Genomic DNA, 25,460 nt, shown 5'->3' on the forward strand with positions numbered 1-25,460 from the left:
CTGTGCAATGAAGAAAGCCGTATTGCCCCGCGCCCTGCTGGCGCTGCTGTTGCTGGTGGCTCTGCCCACCTGGGCCAAGGACGCCATCCGCGAGCTGGTCTGGCAGGAGATGATCCCGCCGGATGCGCCCGAGGAAAAACCCGACATGCGCCCGCTGCACGACCTGTCGCAACTGGGCAACATGGACCCCGAGGCCGCGCCGGCGGCCAGGCAGGCCCTGCCCAATGCGCCGGTGGTCAAGGCCCTCGATGGCCAGCACGTGCGCCTGCCGGGTTACATCGTGCCGTTGGAAGTGAGCGAGGAAGGACGCACCACCGAGTTCCTGCTGGTGCCGTATTTCGGCGCCTGCATCCATGTGCCACCACCGCCATCGAACCAGATCGTGCACGTGACCAGCGAACTGGGGGTCAAGCTCGATGAGCTGTACCAGCCGTATTGGATCGAGGGGGTGTTGCAGGTGAAACCGAGCACCAGTGAGCTGGCGGATGCCGGGTACAGCATGGAGGCGCAGAAGATCTACGTGTACGAGCTGCCGAATTGAGGGGGTAGTCTTGCGGTAGGTGGCAACCTCATCGCGGATGAATCCGGCTCCCACAGGGATCGTGTTGAACGCAAATCCCGTGTGCACCACAAACTGTGGGAGCCGGATTTATCCGCGAATAGCTACACAAAAATCCCTGGAAGGCCCCTCCATTGGCCTTTCATTGAGCTGAGTCAAGGACCCGTTCGGTCCGCTCCTTACCATTGGCCCCAGTGAATTCGAAACGTCCTCTGGAGCCCCCATGCACAAGTCCCTGCTCAGCGCCTCTCTCGTTGCGCTCGCCCTCGCCTCTCCACTTGCCCATGCGCACGACGCCGGCGACATCATCGTTCGCGCCGGTGCGATCACGGTCAACCCGAAAGCCGACAGTTCCAGCGTCAAGGTCGATCGCGGTCCGCTGGCCGGCGCCGACCTGGGCGGCAAGGCGACCATGAGCAGCGACACCCAGTTGGGTCTGAACTTCGCCTACATGGTCACCGATCACCTCGGTATCGAACTGCTGGCGGCGACCCCGTTCGAGCATGACGTGAAGATCAAGAACACCGCCCTGGGCGCTGCCAACGGCAAGCTCGGTACCCTCAAGCACCTGCCGCCGACCCTGAGCCTGGTGTACTACCCACTCGACGCCAAGTCGGCCTTCCAGCCTTACCTGGGCGCGGGTATCAACTACACCTGGATCTACGACGAGCACGTCGGCAGCGAGGCGAACGCCGCCGGCTTCGACAACTTCCGTGCGAAGAACTCCTGGGGCGTGGCCTGGCAGGTCGGTGCCGACTACATGCTCACCGACAAGCTGATGATCAACGCCCAGGTCCGCTACATCGATATCGATACCACCGCCTACGTCGACAACAACGCCGTGGCCGGCGGCACCCGTGCCAAGGTCAACGTCGATGTCGACCCGATGGTCTACATGGTCGGCCTGGGCTACAAGTTCTGATCCAGCCCAACGAAAAGGCGCCTCGAAAGGCGCCTTTTTCGTTTCTGCCGACTGACCTCAGCGGCCCAGCAGGCGGGCCAGCCCGACGCTCATCGGTGTCGGCTCGCGGAACGCGAAACGCTCCAGCAGACGCTGGTTGTTCGCCCGCGAATGGCGGATATCGCCGGAACGGGCCGGCGCGTAGCTCACCGGTGGCAGCGGCCCGACCACTTCGGCCAGCGCCTGCAGCATCTGGTTGAGGGTGGTGGAGCGGTTCAGGCCGACATTGATCGCGCCTTCTTCCACCCGTGGCGCTTCGAGCGCCTGCACCAGCACATCCACCAGGTCGCCGACGTAGATGAAATCGCGGGTCTGCTCGCCATCGCCGAACACGGTGATCGGCAGGCCCTTCTCCGCCCGTTCGCTGAAAATGCTGATCACCCCGGAGTACGGCGAGGAAGGGTCCTGGCGTGGTCCGAAAACGTTGAAGAAGCGGAAGATCACCGGTTCCAGGCCATGCTGGCGACGGTAGAAGTCGAAGTAGTATTCGCTGGCCAGCTTGTCCGACGCGTAGGGCGTCAGCGGCGCCTTGGCCGTGTCCTCGACGATCGACTCGCCTTCGCCGTTGTTGCCGTACACCGCCGCGCTCGACGCGAACAGCACCCGCTTGACGCCCGCCTGGCGCATGGCCTCGCAGACATTCAGCGTGCCGATGAAGTTGCTCTGATGAGTGCGCACCGGATCGTCCACCGAGGCCTGCACCGAAGCCACCGCCGCCAGGTGCACCACCGCCTGGCAGCCGACCATGGTCCGGGCGACGAGCGCGGCATCGGCCACGTCGCCCACGATCAGTTCGACCCGCGGATCGTCCAGGGCCAGGTTGCTGCGCTTGCCGGTCGACAGGTCGTCCAGCACGCGAATCGAATAACCCTTTGCCAGCAGCCGCTCGGCCAGGTTGGAACCAATGAAACCGGCGCCACCGGTGATCAGAATGGGGGCATCAGCCATGACGATAGAACCTGTCCAGTAAAGCCGGCAGCCCGGCGCGCCAGGCGCGGGGCTTGATACCGAAGGTGTGAAGGATTTTCTTGCAGGCCAGCACCGCGTGCTGCGGCTCTTCGGCGGCGTCCGGACGGGCCGCGTGGGCCTGGGCCGTCGGTGCCTCGATCGCCAGCGAACGGTAGTTGCGCGCTTCGCCGAGGATCGCCTGGCCCAGCGCCAGCGGCGTGGTCGCCTCATGGCCGGCGTAGTGATAGGTGCCCCACAGCGGCGCGGCGCAATCGAGTTGCTTGAGCACCGAGATGATCACCCGCGCGGCATCGTCCACCGGCGTCGGGTTGCCACGCCGGTCGTCGGCGAGCAGCAGTTCCTCGGGCTGCTCGGCCCGGGCCAGGAAGCGCCCTAGGGAACCGTCGGTGCTGTCATCCAGCAGCCAGCCGAAACGCAACAGCACGTGCTGCGGACAGGTCGCCCGCACGCTCTGCTCGATGCGCCACAGGGCCTGGCCACGCAGGCCGAGGGGGACCGGCTCGTCCTTTTCGCTGTAGGCGGTCGCCCGCGAGCCGTCGAAGACCCGATAGCTGGAGGGTTGGACGAGGATGATGTTGTGATGCTGGCAAAGTTCGGCCAGACGCTCGACCGCACTCTCCTGGCCGGCCAGGCGGGTTTCGCTGACCGTTTCGGCCTGGAACCAGTCGAAATAGTAGGCGAGGTTGATCAACGCATCCGGACGGGTGTCGTCCAGCAGTTGCGTCAGGCTCGCGGCGTCCCAGCCGTCCTGCGGCGGGCGGGGGGCGAGGAAACTGATGTCTTCCTCCGCACCCAGGCGAATCAGCGCCTGCCCGAGGGCATTCCCGCCGCCCAATAACATAAGGCGCATTCGCATAGAGTCAGCTGGCCCAGAATCAGTTCAGAACGATGAAGGTGTACGGAAAACCGGGGGTTTCCCACTGGCGATAACCACAATCGTTGCATTTTGCGGGTTTTGGAGGCAATCGTCACGGAGAAAGTGCCGGGAGGCACGGTCGGCCGGTCCTGCTTGCAACCTGCGGCCGGCGGCCGCATAAAGGACAGTATGAACCTTCCCGAATCGGTCCCCGGCGCCCTGGCGGGCTTTCACCCGGCCGTCAGCGCCTGGTTTCGCCACACCTTCCCGGACGTCACCGCCGCCCAGGCCCGTGCCTGGCCGCTCATCGGTCAGCGCCGGTCGACCCTGATCGCCGCGCCCACCGGCTCCGGCAAGACCCTCACGGCCTTTCTCGCGGTGATCGACGAGCTGGTGCGCCAGGGCCTCGCCCAGGGTGGCAAGCTGCCAGCAGAAACCCGGGTGGTCTACGTCTCGCCGCTCAAGGCACTGTCCAACGATATCCGCATCAACCTGCAGGAGCCGCTGGCCGGGATCACCGCCGAACTCGAGCGCCAGGGCCTGCCGCCCTTGCGGATCGATACCGCGGTGCGCACCGGCGATACCCCGGACCGGGAGCGTGTGCAGATGCGCAAGAGTGCGCCGCACATCCTGGTCACCACTCCGGAATCGCTGTATGTGCTGCTCGGCTCCGAGTCCGGGCGACGCATGCTCGCCAGCACCCGCACAGTGATCGTCGACGAAATCCATGCCATCGCCGCCAGCAAGCGCGGCAGCCACCTGGCACTGAGCCTGGAGCGCCTGCAGGCATTGTGCGGCGAACCGCTGCTGCGGATCGGCTTGTCCGCCACGCAGAAGCCGATCGACGCGGTGTCACGCTTCCTGGTCGGCAACCGGCGTCCCTGCGAAATCATCGATATCGGCCACGCCCGCCCGCGCGACCTGGCCCTCGAAGTACCCAGGGTGCCGTTGAGCGCGGTGATGGCCAACGACGTCTGGGAACAGGTCTACGACCGGCTCGCCGAACTGGCCCGCGAACATCGCACCACCCTGGTGTTCGTCAATACCCGGCGCCTGGCCGAACGCCTGACCCGCCACCTGAGCGAGCGCCTGGGCCAGCAGGCCGTCGCCGCCCACCACGGCAGCCTGGCCAAGGAGCACCGGCTGGAGGCCGAGCAGCGTCTCAAGCGCGGCGAGTTGCAAGTACTGGTCGCCACCGCGTCGCTGGAACTGGGCATCGACATCGGCGAAGTCGAGCTGGTCTGCCAGATCGGCTCGCCGGGCTCGATCTCGGCGTTTGTGCAACGGGTCGGCCGCTCCGGCCATCAGGTCGGCGGCACGCCCAAGGGCCGGCTGTTCCCGACCAGCCGCGACGACCTGCTCGAATGTGCCGCCCTGCTCGACTGCGTACGCCGCGGCGAACTCGATGTCCTGCTGATTCCCCGCGCGCCGCTGGATGTGCTGGCACAGCAGATCGTCGCCGAAGTCAGTTGCCAGCAATGGCAGGAAGCGGCGCTGCTGGCGATGATCCGCCGCGCCAGCCCCTACGCCGAACTCGACGAACAGACCTACCAGGCACTGCTGCAGATGCTCGCCGAGGGCTTCAACAGTCGCCAGGGTCTGCGCAGCGCCTACCTGCACCGCGATAGCGTGGCCCGCACCCTGCGCGGAAGGCGCGGCGCCCAGCTGACGGCCCTGACCAGCGGCGGGACCATTCCGGACAACGCCGACTACGCCGTGCTGCTCGAACCCCAGGGGCTGAACATCGGCACCGTCAATGAGGATTTCGCCGTGGAGAGCATCGCCGGCGATGTCTTCCAGTTGGGCAACCATTCCTATCGGATTTTACGGGTGGAGACCGGCCGGGTGCGGGTCGAGGATGCCCAAGGCCAGCCGCCGAGCATTCCGTTCTGGCTCGGCGAAGCGCCCGGACGCAGCAACGAACTGTCGTTTGCCGTGGCGCGCCTGCGCAGCCAGCTGGACGAGTTGCTGGGGGCCACGCCGGGTAATCTGCGGCCGAGCCTGGACTGGTTGTGCCATGAGCTCGGCCTGGACCTGGCCAGCGCCGAGCAGATCGTCGAATACCTGGCCCGCGCCCGCCAGGCCCTCGGCGCACTGCCATCGCAGGATACCCTGCTGATGGAGCGGTTCTTCGACGAATCCGGCGGCACCCAGCTGGTTATCCACAGCCCCTTCGGCAGCCGGGTCAACCGCGCCTGGGGCCTGGCCCTGCGCAAGCGTTTCTGCCGCACGTTCAACTTCGAATTGCAGGCGGCGGCCAGCGAGGACGCCATCGTGCTGTCGCTGTCCACCAGCCACAGCTTCGCCCTGGAGGAAGTCTGGCGTTACCTGCGTAGCCAGAGCGCCGAGCAGATCCTCGTCCAGGCGCTGCTCGACGCACCGCTGTTCGGCGTGCGCTGGCGCTGGAATGCCGGGGTCGCGCTGGCCTTGCCGCGCTTCGTCGGCGGGCGCAAGGTGCCGCCGCAGATCCAGCGGATGAAAGGCGAGGACCTGACCGCCTGCGTCTTCCCCGACCAGATCGCCTGCCTGGAAAACCTCGCCGGCGAACGGGAGATTCCCGATCACCCGCTGGTACGGCAAACCCTCGACGACTGCCTGCACGAAGCCATGGACAGCGAGGGTTGGCTGGCCCTGCTACGGCGCATGGAGGCCGGTGACATCCGCCTGATCGCCCGCGACCTGCCGGCGCCCTCGCCCCTGGCGGCGGAGATCCTCAACGCCAAGCCCTACACCTTTCTCGACGACGCGCCACTGGAGGAGCGCCGGACCCAGGCCGTGCTCAACCGCCGCTGGAGCGACCCGCAGAGTACCGACGATCTCGGCGCACTGGACGGCGACGCGATCAACGCGGTGCGGGCAGAAGCCTGGCCGCAACCGGCCAGTGTCGACGAAATGCACGAAGCGCTGATGAGCCTGGCGCTGGTCAGCGATGCCGAGGTGGCGGACAACACGCACTGGGCGGACTGGCTCCAGGCCCTGGCTGGCAGTGGGCGCGCCACCCGCCTGCAACTCGACGGCCAGGGCGGCTGGGTGGCCCTGGAGCGCCTCGGCTGTCTGCGGGCCCTTTATCCACAGGCCGTACTGCAACCGGCGTTGCAACCGCCGGCGGACTTCGAGCGCAACCGGGACCGCGACGAGGCCGCCGTCGAGGTGGTCCGCGCCCGCCTCAGTGGCTTTGGCCCGTTGTCGCTGGCGCAGATCGCCCGGCCGCTGGCCCTGGACAGCACCACGGTGGCCCAGGCCCTGGCGAAACTGGAGGGCGAGGGTTATGTGTTGCGCGGCCGTTTCAGCCCTGGCGCCAGCACCGAACAGTGGTGCGAACGGCATCTGCTGGCGCGCATTCATCGCTATACGGTCAAGCGCCTGCGGCGGGAAATCGAACCGGTCAGCCTGCAGGACTTCATGCGTTTCCTGTTCGACTGGCAGCACCTCTCCAGCGCCAGCCAGGCCCGCGGCAATGCCGCCCTGCCAGCGATCGTCAGCCAGCTCGAAGGTTATGCCGCAGCCGCCGGCGCCTGGGACAGCGAACTGCTCAATGCCCGCCTGAAGGATTATTCATCGAGCTGGCTGGATGAGTTGTGCCGCTCGGGCAAGCTGGTGTGGATGCGGCTCAACGCCCGCGGCAAGGGTGCGGCGATGACGCTGCGCAGCACCCCGGTCGTGTTGCTGCCGCGGCCCCAGGTGACGCGGTGGAGCAGCCTGGCGCAACAGACCGCGATCGAGGAGCTGTCACCGCGCACCCTCAAGGTCCATGCCGCACTGAGCCAGCACGGCGCGTTATTCTTCGACGAACTGCTGCACGAGGCCCATCTGCTGCCGACCGAACTGGAGGCCGCGCTGCAGGAACTGGTCGGCGCCGGGCTGGTGAACGCCGACAGCTTCGCCGGGCTGCGGGCGCTGATCACACCGGCCAGCAAACGCCAGGCTCGGGGCGCGCGGCGCGGGCGTGGTCCGCTGGTCGGCGGGATGGAGGACGCCGGACGCTGGGCCTTGTTGCGCCGCTCCCCGGCCGAGGCAACTGATCGCTTGCCGGAAGAAACCCTCGAGCATATCGCCAGGACCCTGCTGCGCCGCTATGGCGTGGTGTTCTGGCGGCTGCTGGAACGGGAAGCGGAATGGCTGCCGAGCTGGCGCGAGCTGCTGCGCACCCTCCATCGCCTGGAAGCCCGTGGCGAGATTCGGGGCGGGCGCTTCGTCAGTGGCCTGGCCGGAGAACAGTTCGCCTTGCCCGAGGCCATTCCCTTGTTGCGCGAGGTTCGTCGTCGACCCCTGGATGGCAGCCTGGTCGCGGTATGTGGCGCCGACCCGCTGAACCTGGCCGGCACCTTGTTGCCGGGCAGCAAGGTGCCGGCGTTGGCAGGTAATCGGCTGGTGTATCGCGATGGGATACCCGCAGCCGCCGAAATCGCCGGCAAACAGCTGTTCTGGCTGGAACTCGAGCAGCCGGCAGCGGATGAGGTCAAACAAAAGCTGATCCGGCATTAGAAAAGACTGAAGGGCCTCTTCGCGGATGAATCCGGCTCCCACAGTGTCAGCGTGGTTCGCAGGATTCATGCACGAGCGAGCACTTGTGGGGCCGGATTCATCTGCCAAAGGGCCAGGACAGGCACCCCGAATCACTGAGTCTGCACCCGTTCCCCAGGCAGCAGCACCGCCCCGCCTTCCGGTTTTGGCGCCACCTCTTCCTGCGGCGGTGTGCGGTTCGGCAACATCACCGTCTGTGGATAAGTCTGCGCGAAGTGCACCCAGGGGCTCTGATCCACCAGCTTCTTCAAGCGCTCGTTGAATGCCCGGCTCACCGCGTACTGCCCACCGGATACCGTGCGGAACTGTGCCGTCAGCACCACGCCATTCAAATCCATCCGGTCCACCCCGAATACCTCCAGCGGCCCCTGCAGGTTGAACTTGAGGAAGCTGTCCTCGCTGATCATCCGCCCGGCCTCGCGAATCAGCGCGGTGGCCTTGTCGACATCGGTGTCGTAGGTGAACTGCACCGAGAAGAAGGCAAAGGCGAATTGCCGCGACTGGTTGGTGACCGCCTTGATCTGGCCGAACGGCACCGAATGGACGAAACCCTTGCCGTCACGCAGGCGCAGGGTGCGGATGGTCAACCCCTCCACCGTGCCGGCGTGGCCGGAGTCGAGCACCACCCAGTCGCCGATCGACAGGGTGTCCTCGATGATGATGAACAGGCCGGTGATCACATCCTGCACCAGTTGCTGGGAACCGAAGCCGATCGCCAGCCCGACCACCCCGGCCCCCGCCAGCAGTGGCGCAACGTTGATCCCCAGGTTGGCCATGGTGGTGATGGTGCAGATCACCACGAGGATGATCTTCACCGCATTGCGCAGCAACGGCAGGATGGTTTTCACCCGCATGCTCGGCTGGCGCGAGGAGCGCGGGTTGATCGGCGGCTTCAGCGCTTCCTGGATCGCCGTGTCGAGCACCACCCACAGCAACCAGGTGGCCAGCAGGATCAGGCCGATGCGACTCAGAGCATCGCTGATCGCCCGCCCCACGGAGTTCTGGGCGGCGAACTCGTAGAGCGACAGCCCCCAGATCCGCCCGAGCAATTCGATGAAGGTCACCGCCAGGGCAATCCGCAACAGCGCATGCAACAGGCTCAGCAGACGCTCCTTGTACACGCTGCTGCGCTGGATCGCCTCGGCGCTGCGGCCCTTGAACAGGTGCTGGATGATGGTGCTGAGAAACACCGTGCCGATCAGCAGCACGGTGGTCAGCAAGGCACAGCGCAAGGCCTTCTGGCTGTCTTCGCCGGCACCGATCAGGTTCACCACCGAGACCAGCACCATCAGCAGGATCGGCCAGTACCACAGGCCGGAGAAGATCCGCAGCGACTCCTGCAGTGCCGGCTGGCGCAGGCGCTGGGCCAGGGGCCGATTGCGGATCAGGTGGGCCACCGGGCGACGCAGGCGGAACACCAGCACACCGAAACACAGCGAGGCGAACAGCCCGGTGAACACGGCGACGCTGCTGGTGATATTGCCGCCCAGTTGCCGGGCGATCTGCGGGCTGGTGAGCGCATCGCTGAGGGCCGCCAGGAAACCGATCAGGAACAGCGGGCGCGGGCTGTAGCTGCGGATGACCCGCACCGCCTGGCGCTTGTGGCCAAGATCGAACAGCACGCTCAGGCACAGCAACAGCCCGGTGGAGAACACCCCGCTGCTGGTGGCATAGGCCAGGCACAGCGCCAGGGCGCGGCCTACCGAGACCGGCAGCAGATGACTGGCATAGAGGGTCAGCGGCAGGCTGGCCAGGGCTGGCAACATGTAGGGCAGGAGGTAGCCCACCAGTGAGCGGCCGCGTTCGCGATTGAGCAACAGTGGCTGGCGGTTAAGCCGGCGGGCGGCGAACCGGCCGAGCAGACTCAGCCCGGCGAAACTGCCGATCCACACCAGCGACAGCAGCAGGAAGTCGGCGGCCACGCTCCAGGGCGAACGCTCGACGGTCTGGCTGACCAGCCGATCCATTTCATCAGCCGCCCGGTCGGCTCGCAGGCGCCAGGCGTCCAGCAGGTTGTCGTTGAGGTCGAGCTTGTCCTGGACCTCCTCGATACTGGAACTGAGGGCGCCCAGCAGGCCACCCTGCACCAGCGGCTCGGGCGGAGCCTGGGGCGTGGCGGCGGGAGCGGCGCCAACCCCGCAACTGACGGCTAGCAGGAAGGTCGACAAGACGATGGCCAGCTTGAATCCGGGCACGGCGCAATTCCTCTTCGGCGGTCACTGTAAGGAACTGAGTCCCGCAAGACCGGCAAAGTTCGCTTGGGGTTCACCCGAGCGTTCCACCTGCGCGGACTCCATGGTTTTGCGCAAGGCTTGAGGGCGTGTTCGCGGGCAAGCCACCCTCCTACAGGTAGGGGGATACCCTCGTTTTGCGTTCGGCGCGGCCCCTGTGGGAGACGAAAGATTGCGCCAGCGGGCCAGTCGCGGTATTTCACTAGCCATTCCCCCTTGGGTCCCGGGTGCCATCCAGCATGCGAAGACAATTCGACGACATCCTGCTCGGCAGTATCGAGCTGTTCTGCCTGGCCGCCGAAGCCGGCAGTTTCACCGGTGCGGCCGCGGTGGCCGGCGTCACGCCGGCGGCCGTGAGCCGGTCGATCTCGCGCATGGAGCAGCGCCTGGGCGTGCGCCTGTTTACCCGCACCACCCGCAGCATTCGCCTGACCGAAGGCGGTCGGGCCTACTTCGAGCAGTGTCGACAGGCGCTGACGCAACTGTCCGAGGCCCAGCGCGAGGTCATGGGCAAACAGCAGGAGCCGGCCGGCACCCTGCGCATCAGCATTCCCACCACCTACGCCCACCATCGCCTGCTGCCCCTGCTGCCGGCCTTTCGCGCGCGCTACCCGGCAGTACAGGTCGAGACGCATATCAGCAACCGCAACATCGATTTCGTCGAGGAAGGCTACGACCTGGCGATCCGGGTACGGGTGCTGCCCGACTCCGGGCTGATCGCCCGGCATCTGGAGGATGCGGCACTGGTGGTGGTCGCCAGCCCCGACTATCTGCGCCGGGCCGGGACGCCGCGACAGCTGGAGGACTTGCAGGACCATGAGTGCATCCAGTTCGAACTGCCCAGCAACGGGCGGCGCATCACCTGGCTGTTCAGGGAAGATGGCAAGGACCGCGAGGTGCTGGCCGACAGCGGCTACTGCTGTTCGGAAGACGTGCTGGGCGGTGTGACGCTGGCCCGACATGGTGCCGGCCTGTTCCAGACCTACCGCTTCATCGTCGAGAAGGAACTGGCCGAGGGTTCGCTGGTGGAGGTGCTGCAGCCTTTCGCCGGCCGCTCGCGCCCTTTCACCCTGCTCTATCCCCATGGCCGGCACGTGCCGCTGCGGCTCAGGGCGTTCGTCGATTTTCTGCTGGAGCAGCGGTTTGGCTGAGGCAACACCGGAACGAAGGTGTCAGCTCACTGCTAGCTGAGAGCCAGCTCAGAACGTTGTACAGTACCCGACTGGATATGCACGCGTCCTGATAGGAGGGCACAGTGCCTGAGCCCAGTATCTCCGCCAACTTCAATGACAGGTACGCCATGATCGTCAAAACCATTCATGTTGATGGTTTCAAGTCCATCCATTCGGAAACGGTTGAACTAGGTCGTGTCAACTGTTTCATTGGCGCCAACGGCGTGGGCAAAAGCAATATCCTGGAAGCGATAGGAGTGCTGGGCTCCGCTGCCAACGGGGTTGTCGATGATGAGGCATTGTTGCGTCGTGGCGTACGGGCAGGGGTACCACGGCTGTTCAAAAGTTCGTTTACCACCAAACGGACCCCGGCGCATATCGGTATCAGTGCAGAAGGCTGCTGCGAACAACTTTACCGTGTCTCTCTGCTCAATCCTCTGGAATCGCCGGAGCCGGCGTGGACCTACAAGACCGAAGTCCTGAAAGATGGGGTTCAGGACATTGTTTCCGACGGTGTACGCAACAAGAAGAACCTCAATCCGCAAGCTGGCCTGGCGGCGTTGCGACTGGTCGAGATAGAACAGGCAAACCCGGCAGCGCAGTTGATGAAGTGCCTGCAGGAATATGCGATCTACTGCCCGAATACTCCGACTCTGCGCGGGACGGTACCGGACATGCAGCCACGGGCACCGGTAGGCCTTAGTGGTGGTCAGTTGGCTGAGGGTTTTTCAGAGCTGAGCAAGCTGCTTGATGACAGCGAGGTACTGGATGAAGTTCTTGAGTTGATCGACTGGGTTTCAGACGTCCAGGCCACGACACGGGGTTCAGCATTACTCTCCCCCAAGGTTCCGCGAACCAAATGGATGCTGAAATTCACCGATCGCCATATGCACAAAAGCCGCAACGAGTTGACAGCCTATGACGCCAGTGAGGGTGCCCTCTATGTCATATTCTGCGCACTTCTTTGTCTATTGCCGTCTGCCCCCAGACTTTTTGCCATCGACAACCTGGATCAGGCGCTCAACCCAAGACTGGTCGCACGCCTGACAGCACGCCTGGCCGGCTGGCTGAAGCACAACGGGCCAGAACGGCAAATGCTCTTTACCGCACATAACCCAGCGGTGCTTGATGGGCTGGACTTGTCGGATCCTGATGTTCGGCTGTTTGTCGTGGAACGTAATAGCGAAGGACTGACCCGGGTACGCAGGCTGGAGCTGTCAGACAAACTTCGGGCAATGAATGAGGAGTACCCGTTATCGCGCCTTTGGTTGATGGGGCACCTGGGAGGTGTGCCGAATGTCTGAGCTGCACATCGCTCTGATTGCCGAAGGGCCAACGGACTATGAGCTGATCAGCGCAGCATTGCGGGCCATTCTTCCGGATCCATTCCAAATGACACTGCTTCAGCCCGAGCCGAAACCGGGCTTGCGAGGAAATGGTTGGCCGGGTGTACTTAAATGGTGCAAGGACGCTGGTGAAAGGCATTGCGGCCCCCTGAGTTCGGACCCGACGCTGGAAGGTTACGACCTGTTCATCATTCATCTGGATACCGACGTGGCGCTCAAACGCTATGCCGACTGTGGCCCGGCGATAGAAGAGATGGCACGTCAGAAAAACTGGCGGCCGTTACCCTGCAACCAGCCTTGCCCACCGGTCGCGGATACCTGTGCACAACTCGAAGCAATGATGAGGAGTTGGTTGTCGCCAACGACACCAGACGCCAAAACCCTCTGGTGCCTACCGGCACAATCGACAGGAAGTTGGCTGGCAACCGCCATACTTCCCGAGGAGCATCCGCTTTGCGCTGACGCAGAATGCAACCCTGCGTTGGAGGATGCGCTGGAGCGACTGCCGAAAGCGAACCGCATCAGGAAAAGCGTTCGAGCCTATAGGGAGAACGCCGATAGTGTCCGCACGAACTGGGCACAAGTAAAAACACTGTGCGGCCAGGCTGTTGTTTTTGAAAATTCTCTACGCGAATATCTGAATCGTCCTTGAATTTACTCAGCGGACAAGTCTGACTGTCGGGATGAAGCATTCAAACTACTGATCAGAAGAGGCATGGTCGCCACGAAACCGAGTGCTTCGGCGTCGCGGCGGATTGCCCGCAACGCCTGGGCACTGACCTGATCGGTGTGTTGCAGCCACTGTGCCGCCGCACCGATCAGCCGCACATGGTGACGCACCCAGGCACAGGACGCGGACTCGGGCAGCAGCGCCATCTGCTGCCCGTGCCCGACGGCCTGCTCGAAATCGCCCGCGAGCAGGCAGACCTCGGCCGCGCTCACCCGAAAGCGCAGGGTGTTATGGGCCAGGCACGCCTGGTCCAGTAACGCCTCTCCCCGCTGCAGGGCCTGGCGCTTGAGGGCTGCATCATCCAGCATCAGGGCCTGGCTGCCATAGACCCAGGGGCCGATGTAGCGCTGCAGGTCGAAGCGCTCGACCCGCTCCACCGCTGCCAGGATCAGTGCCTGGGCCTGTTCGCGCTCACCCTGGCACAGCGCCACCCGCGCCAGCCCCTCCAGCACAAGCACCTCGAAACGGCTGGCGCCCAGGTTGCGCGCCAACTCCAGGGCTTCGGACAGTTCCTGCTGCGCCCTCACCTCCTCACCCGACGCCAGCAGGACCCAGGCCGCCGTCAGCCGGGAGAACACTTCGGCGCGGTGGTTGCCGATCCGGCGGCTGCCGGCGACAGCCTGCATGGCGTCCTGCAGGGCCAGCTCCGGCTGTCCTAGATAAAAACGCGCCGAACCACGGGCACTGCGATTGGCCGCTTCCACCTGCACCAGCTCATGGCGCTCGCACAGGCGCACGCATTGGTCGAACACTTCGCAGGCCGTCTGCATGCTGCCTTGGGCATAGTAGGAATCGCCAATGCCGCTGAGGGCCTTGGCCTGGGTTTCCAGGTGCTTGCCGATCCGCGCAAAGGACAGCGACTCTTCGTGCAGGCGCCGACACTCGGCATAGTCGCCACGGGGGAAATAGATATTGCCGCGCAGGTGATACAGCCGGGCGAGCGCCGTGTGCGCCCGCAGGCTGTGCGCCACCGGCAGGATCTGTTCGATCAGGCGCTCTTCTTCCTCCAGGCAGTCGAGGGTGTTCAATACCGAGGCCAGCCCCAGTGCCGCCTCGATGCGCTCCTCCCCCCGGGCCGCCAGCATCAGCGCCTGTTGAAAGTGCGTGCGGGCCTGCAACGTCCGCCCCAGCCCCGAACACGCCTGGGCGCAACGGTGCACCAGGTCGAAGCTGGCCTCGCCGCGCTTGCCCAGGCCCACCGCCTGCTGGCCGAGGGCGAGGACCGATTCGTACTGGCAGTTCTGCAGTTTTTCCGCCATGGCCAGCAGCAGCGCGTCGAACGCCTCCGGTGCGTTGGCCCGCAGCAGATGCTGGGCACACAGCGCCTGGTCGCGCTGGCGGTAGAGCGAGGCCACCTCGCGGTGCAATTGGTCGCGCAATACCTGCGGCATCGCATCGTAGAGGCAGTGCATGACCAGATCGTGGACGAACCTGTAGCTGCCCGGCTCGACCTCCCGCAGCAGGCTCTGGCGCCATTGCGCCTCGGGCACGTAGTCGGGCTGGGCCAGCGCCTCGCGCCACAGCGCCAGCTCGAAACGGTTGCCGAACACCGCGGCGTAATGCAGGGCCCGGCGTTGCGACGGCGTGAAACGTTCCACCCGCGTCTGGATCAGGTGCCGCAGGCTGTCGGGAACAATCCGCTCCTGGCTCGACAACAACTGCGTCAGGTACAGCGGGTTGCCCTGGGCCCGCACCACGCAGTCGTCGCGATAGGCCGGGTCGACGTCGACGAACTGCTCGGCCAGTACCGTCGCCTCACGCGGGCGGATCGGCGCGAGTTCCAGAAGGCTCATGGGGCTGGCGCAACGCGGGCGCAGTTCGCTTTCCAGCGGGTCGCCTTCGGGGCGCGAGGTGAGCAGCCAGACAATCGGCGCTTCGCGGCTGGCATCGAGCAGCCGACCGAGCATCGCCAACAGGCCGCTGTCGCCCCAATGCAGGTCTTCGACGATGATCAGCAAAGGCTGCTGCACGGCGACACGCAACAGCAGTTGCAACAGCGCGTTGAACAATCCCTGCGAGCGCGCCTCGCCGCCCATCGCCGCGTACAGCGCCTGCTGTGCCTTGAACGCGCGATCGACGTACTGAACACCCGTGAGCATCTGCAGAAACATCAGCGACGGCTCGGCCAGTTTCAACCGGCTCACCGCCACCTCCAGGGCCTGTGCCTGAACCGGCTCCGCAGTCCCCAGGCCCAGCAGGCTGAGGGCCAGTTGGCCGAGGGGCCAGAGGCCATGGTCCATGCCGAAATCCAGCACATCGCCACGATGACAGACGAACCCGCCCTGCCGGGCCATTTCGCAGAACTCGCTGACCAGCCGGGTCTTGCCGATACCGGCCATGCCACGCAGGTAAACCACATGACCGTCCTGGCATTCCTCGGCGGCCTCGATCACGCCCTTGAACTGCAACAGCTCGATCGCCCGGCCCACCAACGGCAGCGGCGCATTGTCGTCGAGGCTGCGCAGGCGCAGGCATTTGCGATAGCTGGGCAACACCGGGTCGGCCGCGGCGAATTCGAAGCGCAGGGCCAGTTGTTCGATCAGGTCCTGCGCGACATGCACCGGCGCGTTGCCATACAGGGAGGGAAACACATGGTGGACCTGGGCCAGGACCTCGAGCGGCATCGCCTCGTGCTCGCGCACCAGCCGCAGCACGATCCCGTGCCCGACCCGGACAAACTGCTCGCGGCTCAACGCCAGGGCACACAGCAGGCCCCGCTCGCTGTCACTGCGGTAGGCCTGGGGCGAACCGAACCGGGCAATGACCAGGCCCTGGGCATTGCCGATGCAGACGCCACCAAACTGCTGGATCAACCGCTCGATGCCTTCGGTCAACGGCGCCGAACGCGCGCCTTCATCGGTGACAAAGCACAACTCCAGGACGTAGCGCGTCATCGCGTATTCCGGTGCCTGGAACAGACGCTCGTGCAGTTCGGCCATGGTGCTTTCGACTTCGGCCAAGGCCTCGGTGGCCGATTGCCCCAGCAGGGTGCTGACGTCGACATCGAAGGCTGTCGCCAGGTGGCGGGCCGTTCGATACAGCACCGGCTTGCCGGTTTCGGCCCGCTTGATGGAGGCGATGGAGACGCACAGATGACGATTGAGGCAGGCTTCGGCGAGGGTTTCCTGGCTCAGGCCATGCTGCTTGCGCAGGGCCTTGAGCAGGCCGCTGTCGAGCAGGACCCGACCATCGGAAAGGATCGGCTCGACCCTCGGCACGACGGAAAGCGGAAGATCTCTGGAGTCCATGTCGATAGCCCCGAGCGCCCCCTCACCCTGGGCGGGCTCGCCAATGAAAGCGCCGGGGATATCGGTGTAGGGCAATACCAAGTTGCTATCAGCCGGCTGTCGCGGGAGTGTACTCCAGCACCGCGACCACGTTAACCCACTGGTGCGGCAGTTTGGTCAGCTCGCTGATACCAAACTGATACTGCACTGAGACCGCTCTGGACTGTCTGGCATTGGCCCCTCTCCCGATACTGGGCCCTATCAATTGGCCCCAATTGATACAACCTGGACGAAAGGAGCCTGCAATGAGCAGCGAGTTGACAGACATCAGTGGTTCGCAGTTGTTGGGACTGGGCCTGAACAAACTGGACTGGGCCGGCGACAGCAAGGAATGCCAGAAGGTTGGCGATACCGAGTTCGGCAAGCACCCGATCAAATGCCTGGAGCGCACCTACAACATCGGCAAGCACGTCACCCTCGACCTGGTGACCCAGGAAGACTATTTCACCGAGAGCTTTTCCTCCCATGAGGAATATGAGCGGCACAGTCAATCGAGCGTCGAGGCCAAGGGCAGCTATGGCGCCTTCTCGGCCGGCTTCAAGGCCACCTTCGGCAGCGATATTTCACAACTCCAGGAACACGATGCCGCGCTCTACAGCCACACGGTACGTTTGTGGAGGCTGAGCCTGGCGGTCAACCCCGACAATGCCACCGATGTGTTCAAGAGCCGGGTCACGGAACTGCCCGAGGTCTTCGATCCGGCTGACGCCCGGAAATTCTTCAATTTCTTCGTCGACTTCGGCGTCGACATCGTCAAGGAAGTCGTGGTCGGCGGGTCGCTGAACTACGCCATGACCGCCTCCAAGAAATACCTGAGCAACAAGACCAGCCTCAAGGCGATGCTCGAAGCCGAATACGGGGCGTTTGTCAGCGCCACAGCCTCGACCGCAACCACCGAGGAGGTCAAAAGCCGCATCGCCAACCGTCAAAGCCGGCTGACCACCTGTGGGGGCACACACTCCATCGACTTCAGTTCGATCAACCCTCAGAACTATCAGCCGGAATTCATCAAGTGGCGCCATTCCCTGATCGATAGTCCACGGGTGGTGGAGCTCAAGCTCTCCCCGATCTATCTCTTCGTCAAGGATGGCCCGCGCCGCACGGCCCTGGAAGATGCCTACCAGTGGTATACCAGCTACAAGGCCGAGATCGATGCGACCTGGTCCGAGTCGGTGATTGTCATCGGCCGCGACAGTCGTCGCAGTTCGCCCAATGCGGCTGCCAACGGCCCGGCATTGCGTGCGGTGTTCATCGACAACAAGAGCAAGCAGACCAGCGAAGCCGTGCACTACCCACCGGCGGCCGATGCCGCGCCACAAGCCTTCGAGAAGTTCTGGGACGCCATGGCACTGCTGCTGAACGGGAAATCCGAGCACAAATTGCTGCTGACCACCGAACGCTGGCCGCGCGACAGCCGCTACTACCCGAACGCCGCCATGCGTGAAGCGCTGCTGGTCCACGGCGCCACGCAAGCCACCCTGACGCGCTGGGAGATCCTGGTCAGGAGCATGCAGCCCAACTTCCTGGCTGGCCTGACCTACGCGCTGGCCGGCAACAACCTGGAAGATGCCGGTGTGGACGGCGTGATTGCCGGCTTCGGCGACGCGGGAAAAGACCTCAGGCCACGAGTGAAGATCAGCGCACGGCTGTCCCACGATTCCTTCGGCCGGGTGAAACTGGTACAGACCGCCAAGGTGCTCGAAGACACGCAAACCGTCCTCTACCGGTTGCACAACAACACCGGTGACCATCCGGTACTGGTCGCCGACCCGCAGAACAAGAGCCGGATCGCCATGCAGAAAACGGATGCCAGCAATCCAGGGCAGCTCTGGTACATGAGGGAACTGGAGAAGCCCTACCCGGAGATCAACCATCCGATCCTGCTGATCAACTACGAGACCGGCAGCCTCCTGCAAGGCATGCAGGACCAGAGCGATTGCCGCCTGCACCCGATAAAACCGGGGCGCCAGGAGGACGACGTGATCTGGGACCGGCGTGGCGACGACATCTTCCACCTGCTGATGGTCTACCACCATGGGGCCGGCCTGTGCCTGACCCAGGTTGAAAAACGCGCAGCCGTTCGCCGCTGGCGCGAACCCCATGGCATGGACTGGTTCCGCGTGCAGCAACAGCCGCAACGTTAAAGAGGTAAGCTCACCGATCCGGCACGACCGCCGGATCGGTCCCTCGATCAACCGGCCTGTTCCCAGCCCCCGACCTGGATGGTCCCTGTCATGATGCAGTTCTTCAACAGCATTTCCTTCATCGAGGACGGCGCCCAGCAGCCGCTCGATACCAACAAGTTCCCGTTCCTGTACAACGATCAGGGCCTGGCAGTCCCCTGCAGCGAACCTCGTGGTCACCTGATCGAGCTGGCGCCGACCAGACCCGAGCTGGAGCTTGGCCATAAATACACAGGCATCGGCAGCAAGCCACGCCGGGTGCCTACGGCCTGCGGTTCCTATGAAATCACCGAGTTCGACTTCCATGCCAGGGAGGTCTGCTACAAACCGCTATGGGCCACGGAGGAAACGGCCCAGGCCTTTGGCATGACCCTACTGCGCAGGGGCGAATGCATCCGCTTCGAATACGAGCAACTGATGATCGCGCAGTACACCTACGGCAAGTGGGCAGGTCATCAATCGCCCTATCTCGGGCCGGAGCGCCAGCGCGAGTTGCTCAACTACAACCCGACCGACCTCGAGTACCACAACTTCGCCCACGTGTTCCTGGCCCGCTATACCCGGCTGCCGCTGGTCATCAGCGTGGCGCGCTGGCGGCCCTACGTGAACCAGATCGAACTGGCCGACCTGTGGGTCAAGCCGGGCGACGCGCTGGTGCTGCCGCCCAAGACGTTTCCTGCCCCGCCGCCGCCCGGGACGAACACGTACCTGAGCGTCGTCGACATGCACGGCAACCGCAACTCGGCCTTGGCCTGCTGGTTCCAGGGCAACGAGGATTGCCTGCCGACCGAAACCATCCTCGCCACCCCGGCACTGATGGATTCCGATACGGGCCGCCCGCACTACCACGAAGAGAAGACGCCGACGCGCCACGAATCGCTGCTGTAGACGTCCTGCAAGCCCGGGCCTGGGCTTGTGCGAAAGTTCAGGACGGGCATGTGGGCCGATCAATGGCTTTGCAGCCGGCAATAAAAAAGCGAAGCCAGGTTGCTGGCTTCGCTTTTCAGGTTCTCAGTGCTGGATAAGCAGCGGCTTAGAACGGAATATCGTCATCAAAGCTGTCGAAGTCCGGAGCCGGCTGCGGAGCGGCCTGCTGAGGGGCTGGACGCTGGGGTGCCTGCTGTGGACGCGGTGCCTGCTGGCGCGGAGCCTGCTGGCGTGGCGCGGACTGATCGTAGCCGCCCTGGTCGCCCTGTTGTGGACGGCCGCCCAGCAACTGCATGGTGCCCTGCATGTCGACGATGATCTCGGTGGTGTAGCGCTTGATCCCGTCCTTTTCCCACTCGCGGGTCTGCAGCTTGCCCTCGATGTAGACCTGCGAACCCTTGCGCAGGTATTCGCCGGCGATCTCGGCGACCTTGCCGAACATCGCCACACGGTGCCACTCGGTCTTCTCGACCTTCTGGCCGGTCTGCTTGTCGGTCCACTGCTCGCTGGTCGCCAGACTCAGGTTGGTCACGGCGTTGCCGTTGGGCAGGTAGCGAACTTCGGGATCCTGGCCGCAAGTGCCGACCAATATGACTTTGTTAACCCCACGGGCCATAACGTTCTCCTAGGCTTCGCACGCTTGCGAGGCCGGTTCATTGACCAGGCGCTCAAGGGTGGTGCGATCCAACAATTCGGTGTCCAGTTTGATGTAGATGGCGGCCTCTTCGGCGACGACGACTGCATCGGTTACCCCTACGACGGCTTTCAGGCGCTCGACCAGACCCGCTTCGCGGATCGCCTCGGGCGATAACGGCAAGCGCAGGCTCGTCACATAGGGAGGTTCACGCATGGTAACAGCAAAGGCCAGCCAGAGGGCAGCCAGTGCGGCGCATCCGAGGAAGACTGCCGACAGACCACCATGCTGAAACATCCAGCCGCCCAGAATACCGCCGAGAGCCGAGCCGAGGAACTGACTGGTGGAATACACCCCCATCGCCGTGCCCTTGCCTCCGGCCGGTGAAACCTTGCTGATCAGCGACGGCAGCGAGGCCTCCAGCAGGTTGAAGGCGGTGAAGAACACCACCGTACCGATCACCAGGGCCCGCAAACCATCACCGAACTCCCAGAAGAATAGCTCAGTGAGCATCAACGTCGTCACCGCGCCGAGCAAAACTCGTTTCATTTTGCGTTTCTTCTCGCCGTAGATGATGAACGGGATCATGGCGAAGAAGGAGATCAGCAAGGCGGTCAGGTACACCCACCAGTGCTGCTCCTTGGGCAGGTGGGCCTTTTCCACGAAGGCCAGCGGCAGGGCGACGAAGCTCGACATCAGCATCGCGTGCAACACGAAGATGCCCAGGTCCAGGCGCAGCAGGTCCGGGTGCCTGAGCGTCGGCAACAGGGCCTGGCGCGCCACGCCGGACTCGCGGTGCTGCAGCGGGCTGGTGGCCCTGGGCACCATCAGGGCGATGATCAGGATGCCGACCAGCGCCATGCCGCCCGTCGCCAGGAACAGCCCGGAAAGGCCGAAGGCCCGGGTCAGCAGCGGCCCGACCACCATCGCCACGGCGAACGACAGGCCGATGGTCATGCCGATCATGGCCATGGCCTTGGTACGGTGCTGTTCGCGGGTCAGGTCCGAGAGCAGCGCCATGACCGCCGCGGAAATCGCCCCGGCGCCCTGCAGGATGCGCCCGGCGATCACGCCCCAGATCGAGTCGGCGTTGGCCGCCAGCAGGCTGCCGAGGGCGAAGACCACCAGGCCCAGGTAGATCACCGGGCGGCGGCCGATACGGTCGGAAATGATCCCGAAGGGGATCTGGAACAGGGCCTGGGTCAGGCCGTAGGCACCGATGGCCAGGCCGATCAGCGCCGGTGTCGCGCCCGCCAGATCCATCCCGTAGGTCGCCAGGACCGGCAACACCATGAACATGCCAAGCATACGGAACGCGAACACCAGGGCCAGGCCGCTTGCCGCGCGGGTCTCGCCGCCACTCATGCGTTCGCTGTGGGGATCGTGCATGGAAAAACCTCGTGTGAACCGGCGGCGATTCTATCAGTCCCATCGTTTGAGCGGGTATAGGGTGACGCTTTGTCGCTCACTCGTTCAGCATCCTGTCATGCAAGGCTGCAATGCTGTGTCGCGATAGTGTGCATCCATCCAGTATTTAGCCTTATACTCCTGCCTTTACCGCCCGCCGTGCGAGGCCACTTTGGACAAGATCCTGATTCGTGGGGCTCGAACCCACAACCTGAAGAACATCGACCTGACCCTGCCCCGGGACAAGCTGATCGTCATCACCGGCCTGTCCGGGTCCGGCAAGTCGTCCCTGGCGTTCGACACGCTGTATGCCGAAGGCCAGCGCCGCTATGTCGAGTCGCTGTCCGCCTACGCCCGGCAGTTCCTGTCGATGATGGAAAAGCCCGATGTCGACACCATCGAAGGCCTGTCGCCGGCGATCTCCATCGAACAGAAATCGACCTCGCACAACCCGCGCTCGACGGTCGGCACCATTACCGAGATCTACGACTACCTGCGCCTGCTGTATGCCCGCGTGGGGACGCCGCGCTGTCCGGACCACGACATCCCGCTGGAAGCGCAGACCGTCAGCCAGATGGTCGACCTGGTGCTGGCCCAGCCCGAAGGCGCCAAGCTGATGCTGCTGGCACCGGTGATCCGCGAGCGCAAGGGCGAGCACCTGTCGGTGTTCGAGGAACTGCGGGCTCAAGGCTTCGTCCGCGCGCGGGTCGACGGCAAGCTGTACGAGCTGGACGAAGTGCCCAAACTCGACAAGCAGAAGAAACACACGATCGATGTGGTGGTCGACCGCTTCAAGGTCCGCGCCGACCTTCAGCAGCGCCTGGCCGAATCCTTCGAGACCGCCTTGAAGCTGGCCGACGGCATTGCCCTGGTCGCACCGATGGACGACGAGCCGGGCGAGGAAATGATCTTCTCCGCGCGTTTCGCCTGCCCGGTCTGCGGCCACGCCATCAGCGAGCTGGAACCCAAGCTGTTCTCCTTCAACAACCCGGCCGGTGCCTGCCCGACCTGTGACGGCCTGGGGGTGAAGCAGTTCTTCGACGTCAAGCGCCTGGTCAATGGCGAACTGACCTTGGCCGAGGGTGCGATACGCGGCTGGGACCGGCGCAACGTCTACTACTTCCAGATGCTCGGCTCGCTGGCCGCGCACTATGGTTTCAGCCTGGAAGTGCCGTTCAACAGCCTGCCGGCGGACCAGCAGAAGGTCATCCTCAACGGCAGCGGCAACCAGAACGTCGACTTCAGGTACCTCAACGACCGCGGCGATATCGTCAAGCGCTCGCACCCGTTCGAAGGCATCGTGCCCAACCTGGAGCGGCGCTACCGCGAGACCGAGTCGGCTACCGTGCGCGAGGAGCTGGCCAAGTTCCTCAGTACCCAACCCTGCCCGGATTGCCGCGGGACACGCCTGCGTCGCGAGGCCCGGCATGTGTGGGTCGGCGAGAAAACCCTGCCGGCGGTCACCAACCTGCCGATCGGCGATGCAGCCGGTTACTTCTCGGGGCTGAAGCTGACCGGGCGCCGCGGCGAGATCGCCGACAAGATCCTCAAGGAGATCTGCGAGCGCCTGCAGTTCCTGGTCAACGTCGGCCTCGACTACCTGACCCTGGACCGCAGCGCCGACACCCTGTCCGGCGGTGAAGCCCAGCGCATTCGCCTGGCCAGCCAGATCGGCGCCGGCCTGGTGGGCGTGATGTACATCCTCGACGAACCGTCCATCGGCCTGCACCAGCGCGATAACGACCGCCTGCTCGGCACCCTCAAGCACCTGCGGGACATCGGCAACACGGTGATCGTGGTCGAGCACGACGAGGACGCGATCCGCCTGGCCGACTATGTGGTGGATATCGGCCCCGGTGCCGGCGTGCATGGCGGCAGCATTGTCGCCCAGGGCACCGCGGCCGAGGTCATGGCGCACCCGGACTCGCTGACCGGCAAGTACCTGTCGGGGCGGGTGAAGATCGAGGTGCCGGCCAAGCGCACGCCGCGCAACAAGAAGCTGTCGCTGACCCTCAAGGGCGCCCGCGGCAACAACCTGCGCAATGTCGACCTTGAAATCCCGATCGGCCTGCTGACCTGCGTGACCGGTGTGTCCGGCTCGGGCAAGTCGACCCTGATCAACAACACCCTGTTCCCCCTCAGTGCGACCGCGCTCAACGGCGCCACGACCCTGGAAGCGGCGGCCCACGACAGCATCAACGGCCTGCAGCACCTGGACAAGGTGGTGGATATCGACCAGAGCCCGATCGGCCGTACCCCGCGTTCGAACCCGGCGACCTATACAGGCCTGTTCACGCCGATCCGTGAACTGTTCTCCGGTGTGCCGGAGGCCCGTTCCCGGGGCTATGGTCCGGGGCGCTTCTCGTTCAACGTGAAGGGCGGCCGTTGCGAAGCCTGCCAGGGCGATGGCCTGATCAAGGTGGAGATGCACTTCCTGCCGGATATCTATGTGCCGTGCGACGTGTGCAAGAGCAAGCGCTACAACCGCGAAACCCTGGAGATCAAGTACAAGGGCAAGAGCATCCACGAAGTGCTGGAGATGACCATCGAGGAAGCGCGGGAGTTCTTCGATGCCGTACCGGCACTGGCGCGCAAGCTGCAGACACTGATGGATGTGGGGCTTTCCTACATCAAGCTGGGGCAGTCGGCGACCACCCTGTCCGGTGGCGAGGCGCAACGGGTCAAGTTGTCCCGCGAGCTGTCCAAGCGCGATACCGGCAAGACCCTGTATATCCTCGACGAGCCGACTACCGGCCTGCACTTCGCGGATATCCAGCAGTTGCTGGACGTACTGCACCGCCTGCGTGACCACGGCAACACCGTGGTGGTGATCGAGCACAACCTGGATGTGATCAAGACCGCCGACTGGCTGGTGGACCTGGGACCCGAGGGCGGCTCCAAGGGCGGCCAGATCATCGCGGTGGGTACGCCGGAGCAGGTAGCCGAGATGCCGCAGTCGCATACCGGGCATTACCTGAAGCCGTTGCTGATTCGCGATCGGGCGTAATCAACGGGAATGAAAAGCCCCTGTCATCGTGTGATGGCAGGGGCTTTTTGGTGAGCGTTGAGGACGCTTTCGCCGGCAAGCCTGGCTCCTACAGGGGGCGGTGTATCCGATATCGCGGCACGACGCGATCCTGCAGGAGCCTGGCTGGCCGGCGAACCGCTGCATGGCACCGGCCATTCACCTCAGCACTGCGACTGCAGGTAATTCTCCAGGCCAATGGACTTGATCAACCCCAGCTGTTTCTCCAGCCAGTAGGTGTGATCTTCCTCGGTATCGGCCAGTTGCTGACGCAGGATATCGCGGGAGACGTAGTCCTTGTGCTGCTCGCAGAGCTCGATGCCCTTGCACAGCGCGGCACGCACCTTGTACTCCAGGCGCAGGTCGGCCTCGAACATCTCGGGCACAGTGGTACCAATGTCGAGATCATCCGGCCGCATGCGCGGTGTGCCTTCGAGCATCAGGATCCGGCGGATCAGTGCATCGGCGTGCTGAGCCTCTTCCTCACTTTCGTGATTCATGCGCTCGTAGAGCTTGCTGAAGCCCCAGTCCTCATACATCCGCGAATGGATCAGATATTGGTCACGGGCTGCCAGTTCGCCGGTCAGCAACGTGTTGAGGTAATCGATTACGTCCGGGTGACCTTGCATCGCCCTACATCTCCCTGCCT

Annotated in this window: 16 protein-coding genes; 9 read left to right on the forward strand and 7 right to left on the reverse strand. The window is 64.4% G+C overall.

Annotated features, from left to right (window positions below; all coding sequences use genetic code 11):
- Positions 1-7 precede the first annotated feature (7 nt).
- Positions 8-541: a DUF3299 domain-containing protein gene (locus PF66_RS09440; protein ID WP_054061298.1), complete on the forward strand. Its 534-nt coding sequence runs from the start codon at positions 8-10 to the stop codon at positions 539-541.
- A gap of 241 nt (positions 542-782) precedes the next feature.
- Positions 783-1,481 (forward strand): OmpW/AlkL family protein, encoded by a 699-nt coding sequence (locus PF66_RS09445; protein ID WP_054061299.1) that lies wholly within the window; start codon positions 783-785, stop codon positions 1,479-1,481.
- Between the two features lie 57 nt (positions 1,482-1,538).
- On the opposite strand, the gene PF66_RS09450 is transcribed toward PF66_RS09445, so the two are convergent.
- Both PF66_RS09450 and PF66_RS09455 read right to left on the reverse strand, forming a co-directional pair.
- On the reverse strand, positions 1,539-2,468 hold the full coding sequence (locus PF66_RS09450; protein WP_054061300.1) for an NAD-dependent epimerase/dehydratase family protein: 930 nt from the start codon (positions 2,466-2,468) through the stop codon (positions 1,539-1,541).
- The gene (locus tag PF66_RS09455; RefSeq protein WP_162491335.1) at positions 2,461-3,345 is read right to left on the reverse strand and encodes a sugar nucleotide-binding protein; all 885 of its coding nucleotides are present in this window, start codon (positions 3,343-3,345) and stop codon (positions 2,461-2,463) included. Before PF66_RS09455 ends, PF66_RS09450 begins: the two co-directional genes overlap by 8 nt.
- Positions 3,346-3,534: 189 nt before the next feature.
- Here PF66_RS09455 and PF66_RS09460 point away from each other — a divergent pair, with 189 nt between their 5' ends.
- Positions 3,535-7,830: a DEAD/DEAH box helicase gene (locus tag PF66_RS09460; protein WP_054062542.1), complete on the forward strand. Its 4,296-nt coding sequence runs from the start codon at positions 3,535-3,537 to the stop codon at positions 7,828-7,830.
- A gap of 131 nt (positions 7,831-7,961) precedes the next feature.
- Here PF66_RS09460 and PF66_RS09465 read toward each other — a convergent pair whose 3' ends face one another.
- A complete protein-coding gene (locus PF66_RS09465; protein ID WP_054062543.1) occupies positions 7,962-10,064 on the reverse strand; it encodes a mechanosensitive ion channel family protein in 2,103 nt (700 codons plus the stop codon).
- 275 nt (positions 10,065-10,339) lie between these two features.
- Here PF66_RS09465 and PF66_RS09470 point away from each other — a divergent pair, with 275 nt between their 5' ends.
- The 3 genes from PF66_RS09470 (at position 10,340) to PF66_RS31900 (ending at position 13,270) form a co-directional block, all read left to right on the forward strand.
- A complete protein-coding gene (locus PF66_RS09470) occupies positions 10,340-11,251 on the forward strand; it encodes a LysR family transcriptional regulator (protein ID WP_054062544.1) in 912 nt (303 codons plus the stop codon).
- 149 nt (positions 11,252-11,400) lie between these two features.
- Positions 11,401-12,576 (forward strand): AAA family ATPase, encoded by a 1,176-nt coding sequence (locus tag PF66_RS09475; protein WP_206542424.1) that lies wholly within the window; start codon positions 11,401-11,403, stop codon positions 12,574-12,576.
- Positions 12,569-13,270 carry a hypothetical protein gene (locus PF66_RS31900; protein ID WP_081009827.1) on the forward strand — a complete coding sequence of 234 codons (702 nt, stop codon included), beginning with the start codon at positions 12,569-12,571 and terminating at the stop codon, positions 13,268-13,270. The genes PF66_RS09475 and PF66_RS31900 overlap by 8 nt, the downstream gene beginning before the upstream one ends.
- A gap of 2 nt (positions 13,271-13,272) precedes the next feature.
- Here the strand turns inward: PF66_RS31900 and PF66_RS09480 are convergent, their stop codons facing one another.
- Complete coding sequence (locus PF66_RS09480) at positions 13,273-16,596, reverse strand: ATP-binding protein (RefSeq protein ID WP_054062554.1); 3,324 nt, start codon at positions 16,594-16,596, stop codon at positions 13,273-13,275.
- Positions 16,597-16,880: 284 nt separating this feature from the next.
- Here PF66_RS09480 and PF66_RS09485 point away from each other — a divergent pair, with 284 nt between their 5' ends.
- Positions 16,881-18,779 (forward strand): MAC/perforin domain-containing protein, encoded by a 1,899-nt coding sequence (locus PF66_RS09485; RefSeq protein WP_054062545.1) that lies wholly within the window; start codon positions 16,881-16,883, stop codon positions 18,777-18,779.
- A gap of 90 nt (positions 18,780-18,869) precedes the next feature.
- Positions 18,870-19,706 carry a hypothetical protein gene (locus PF66_RS09490; RefSeq protein WP_241494309.1) on the forward strand — a complete coding sequence of 279 codons (837 nt, stop codon included), beginning with the start codon at positions 18,870-18,872 and terminating at the stop codon, positions 19,704-19,706.
- A 145-nt stretch (positions 19,707-19,851) separates the two neighbouring features.
- Here PF66_RS09490 and PF66_RS09495 read toward each other — a convergent pair whose 3' ends face one another.
- On the reverse strand, positions 19,852-20,361 hold the full coding sequence (locus tag PF66_RS09495; protein WP_054059477.1) for a single-stranded DNA-binding protein: 510 nt from the start codon (positions 20,359-20,361) through the stop codon (positions 19,852-19,854).
- Positions 20,362-20,370: 9 nt separating this feature from the next.
- Positions 20,371-21,768 (reverse strand): MFS transporter, encoded by a 1,398-nt coding sequence (locus tag PF66_RS09500; RefSeq protein ID WP_054059478.1) that lies wholly within the window; start codon positions 21,766-21,768, stop codon positions 20,371-20,373.
- 190 nt (positions 21,769-21,958) lie between these two features.
- Between PF66_RS09500 and uvrA the strand changes: the two genes are divergently transcribed.
- A complete protein-coding gene (gene uvrA / locus PF66_RS09505) occupies positions 21,959-24,793 on the forward strand; it encodes an excinuclease ABC subunit UvrA (protein ID WP_054059479.1) in 2,835 nt (944 codons plus the stop codon).
- Positions 24,794-24,975: 182 nt separating this feature from the next.
- On the opposite strand, the gene bfr is transcribed toward uvrA, so the two are convergent.
- A complete protein-coding gene (gene bfr, locus PF66_RS09510; protein ID WP_054062546.1) occupies positions 24,976-25,440 on the reverse strand; it encodes a bacterioferritin in 465 nt (154 codons plus the stop codon).
- Positions 25,441-25,460 lie beyond the last annotated feature (20 nt).

The organism is Pseudomonas asplenii (assembly GCF_001293465.1).
Classification (GTDB): Bacteria; Pseudomonadota; Gammaproteobacteria; order Pseudomonadales; family Pseudomonadaceae; genus Aquipseudomonas; species Aquipseudomonas fuscovaginae_B.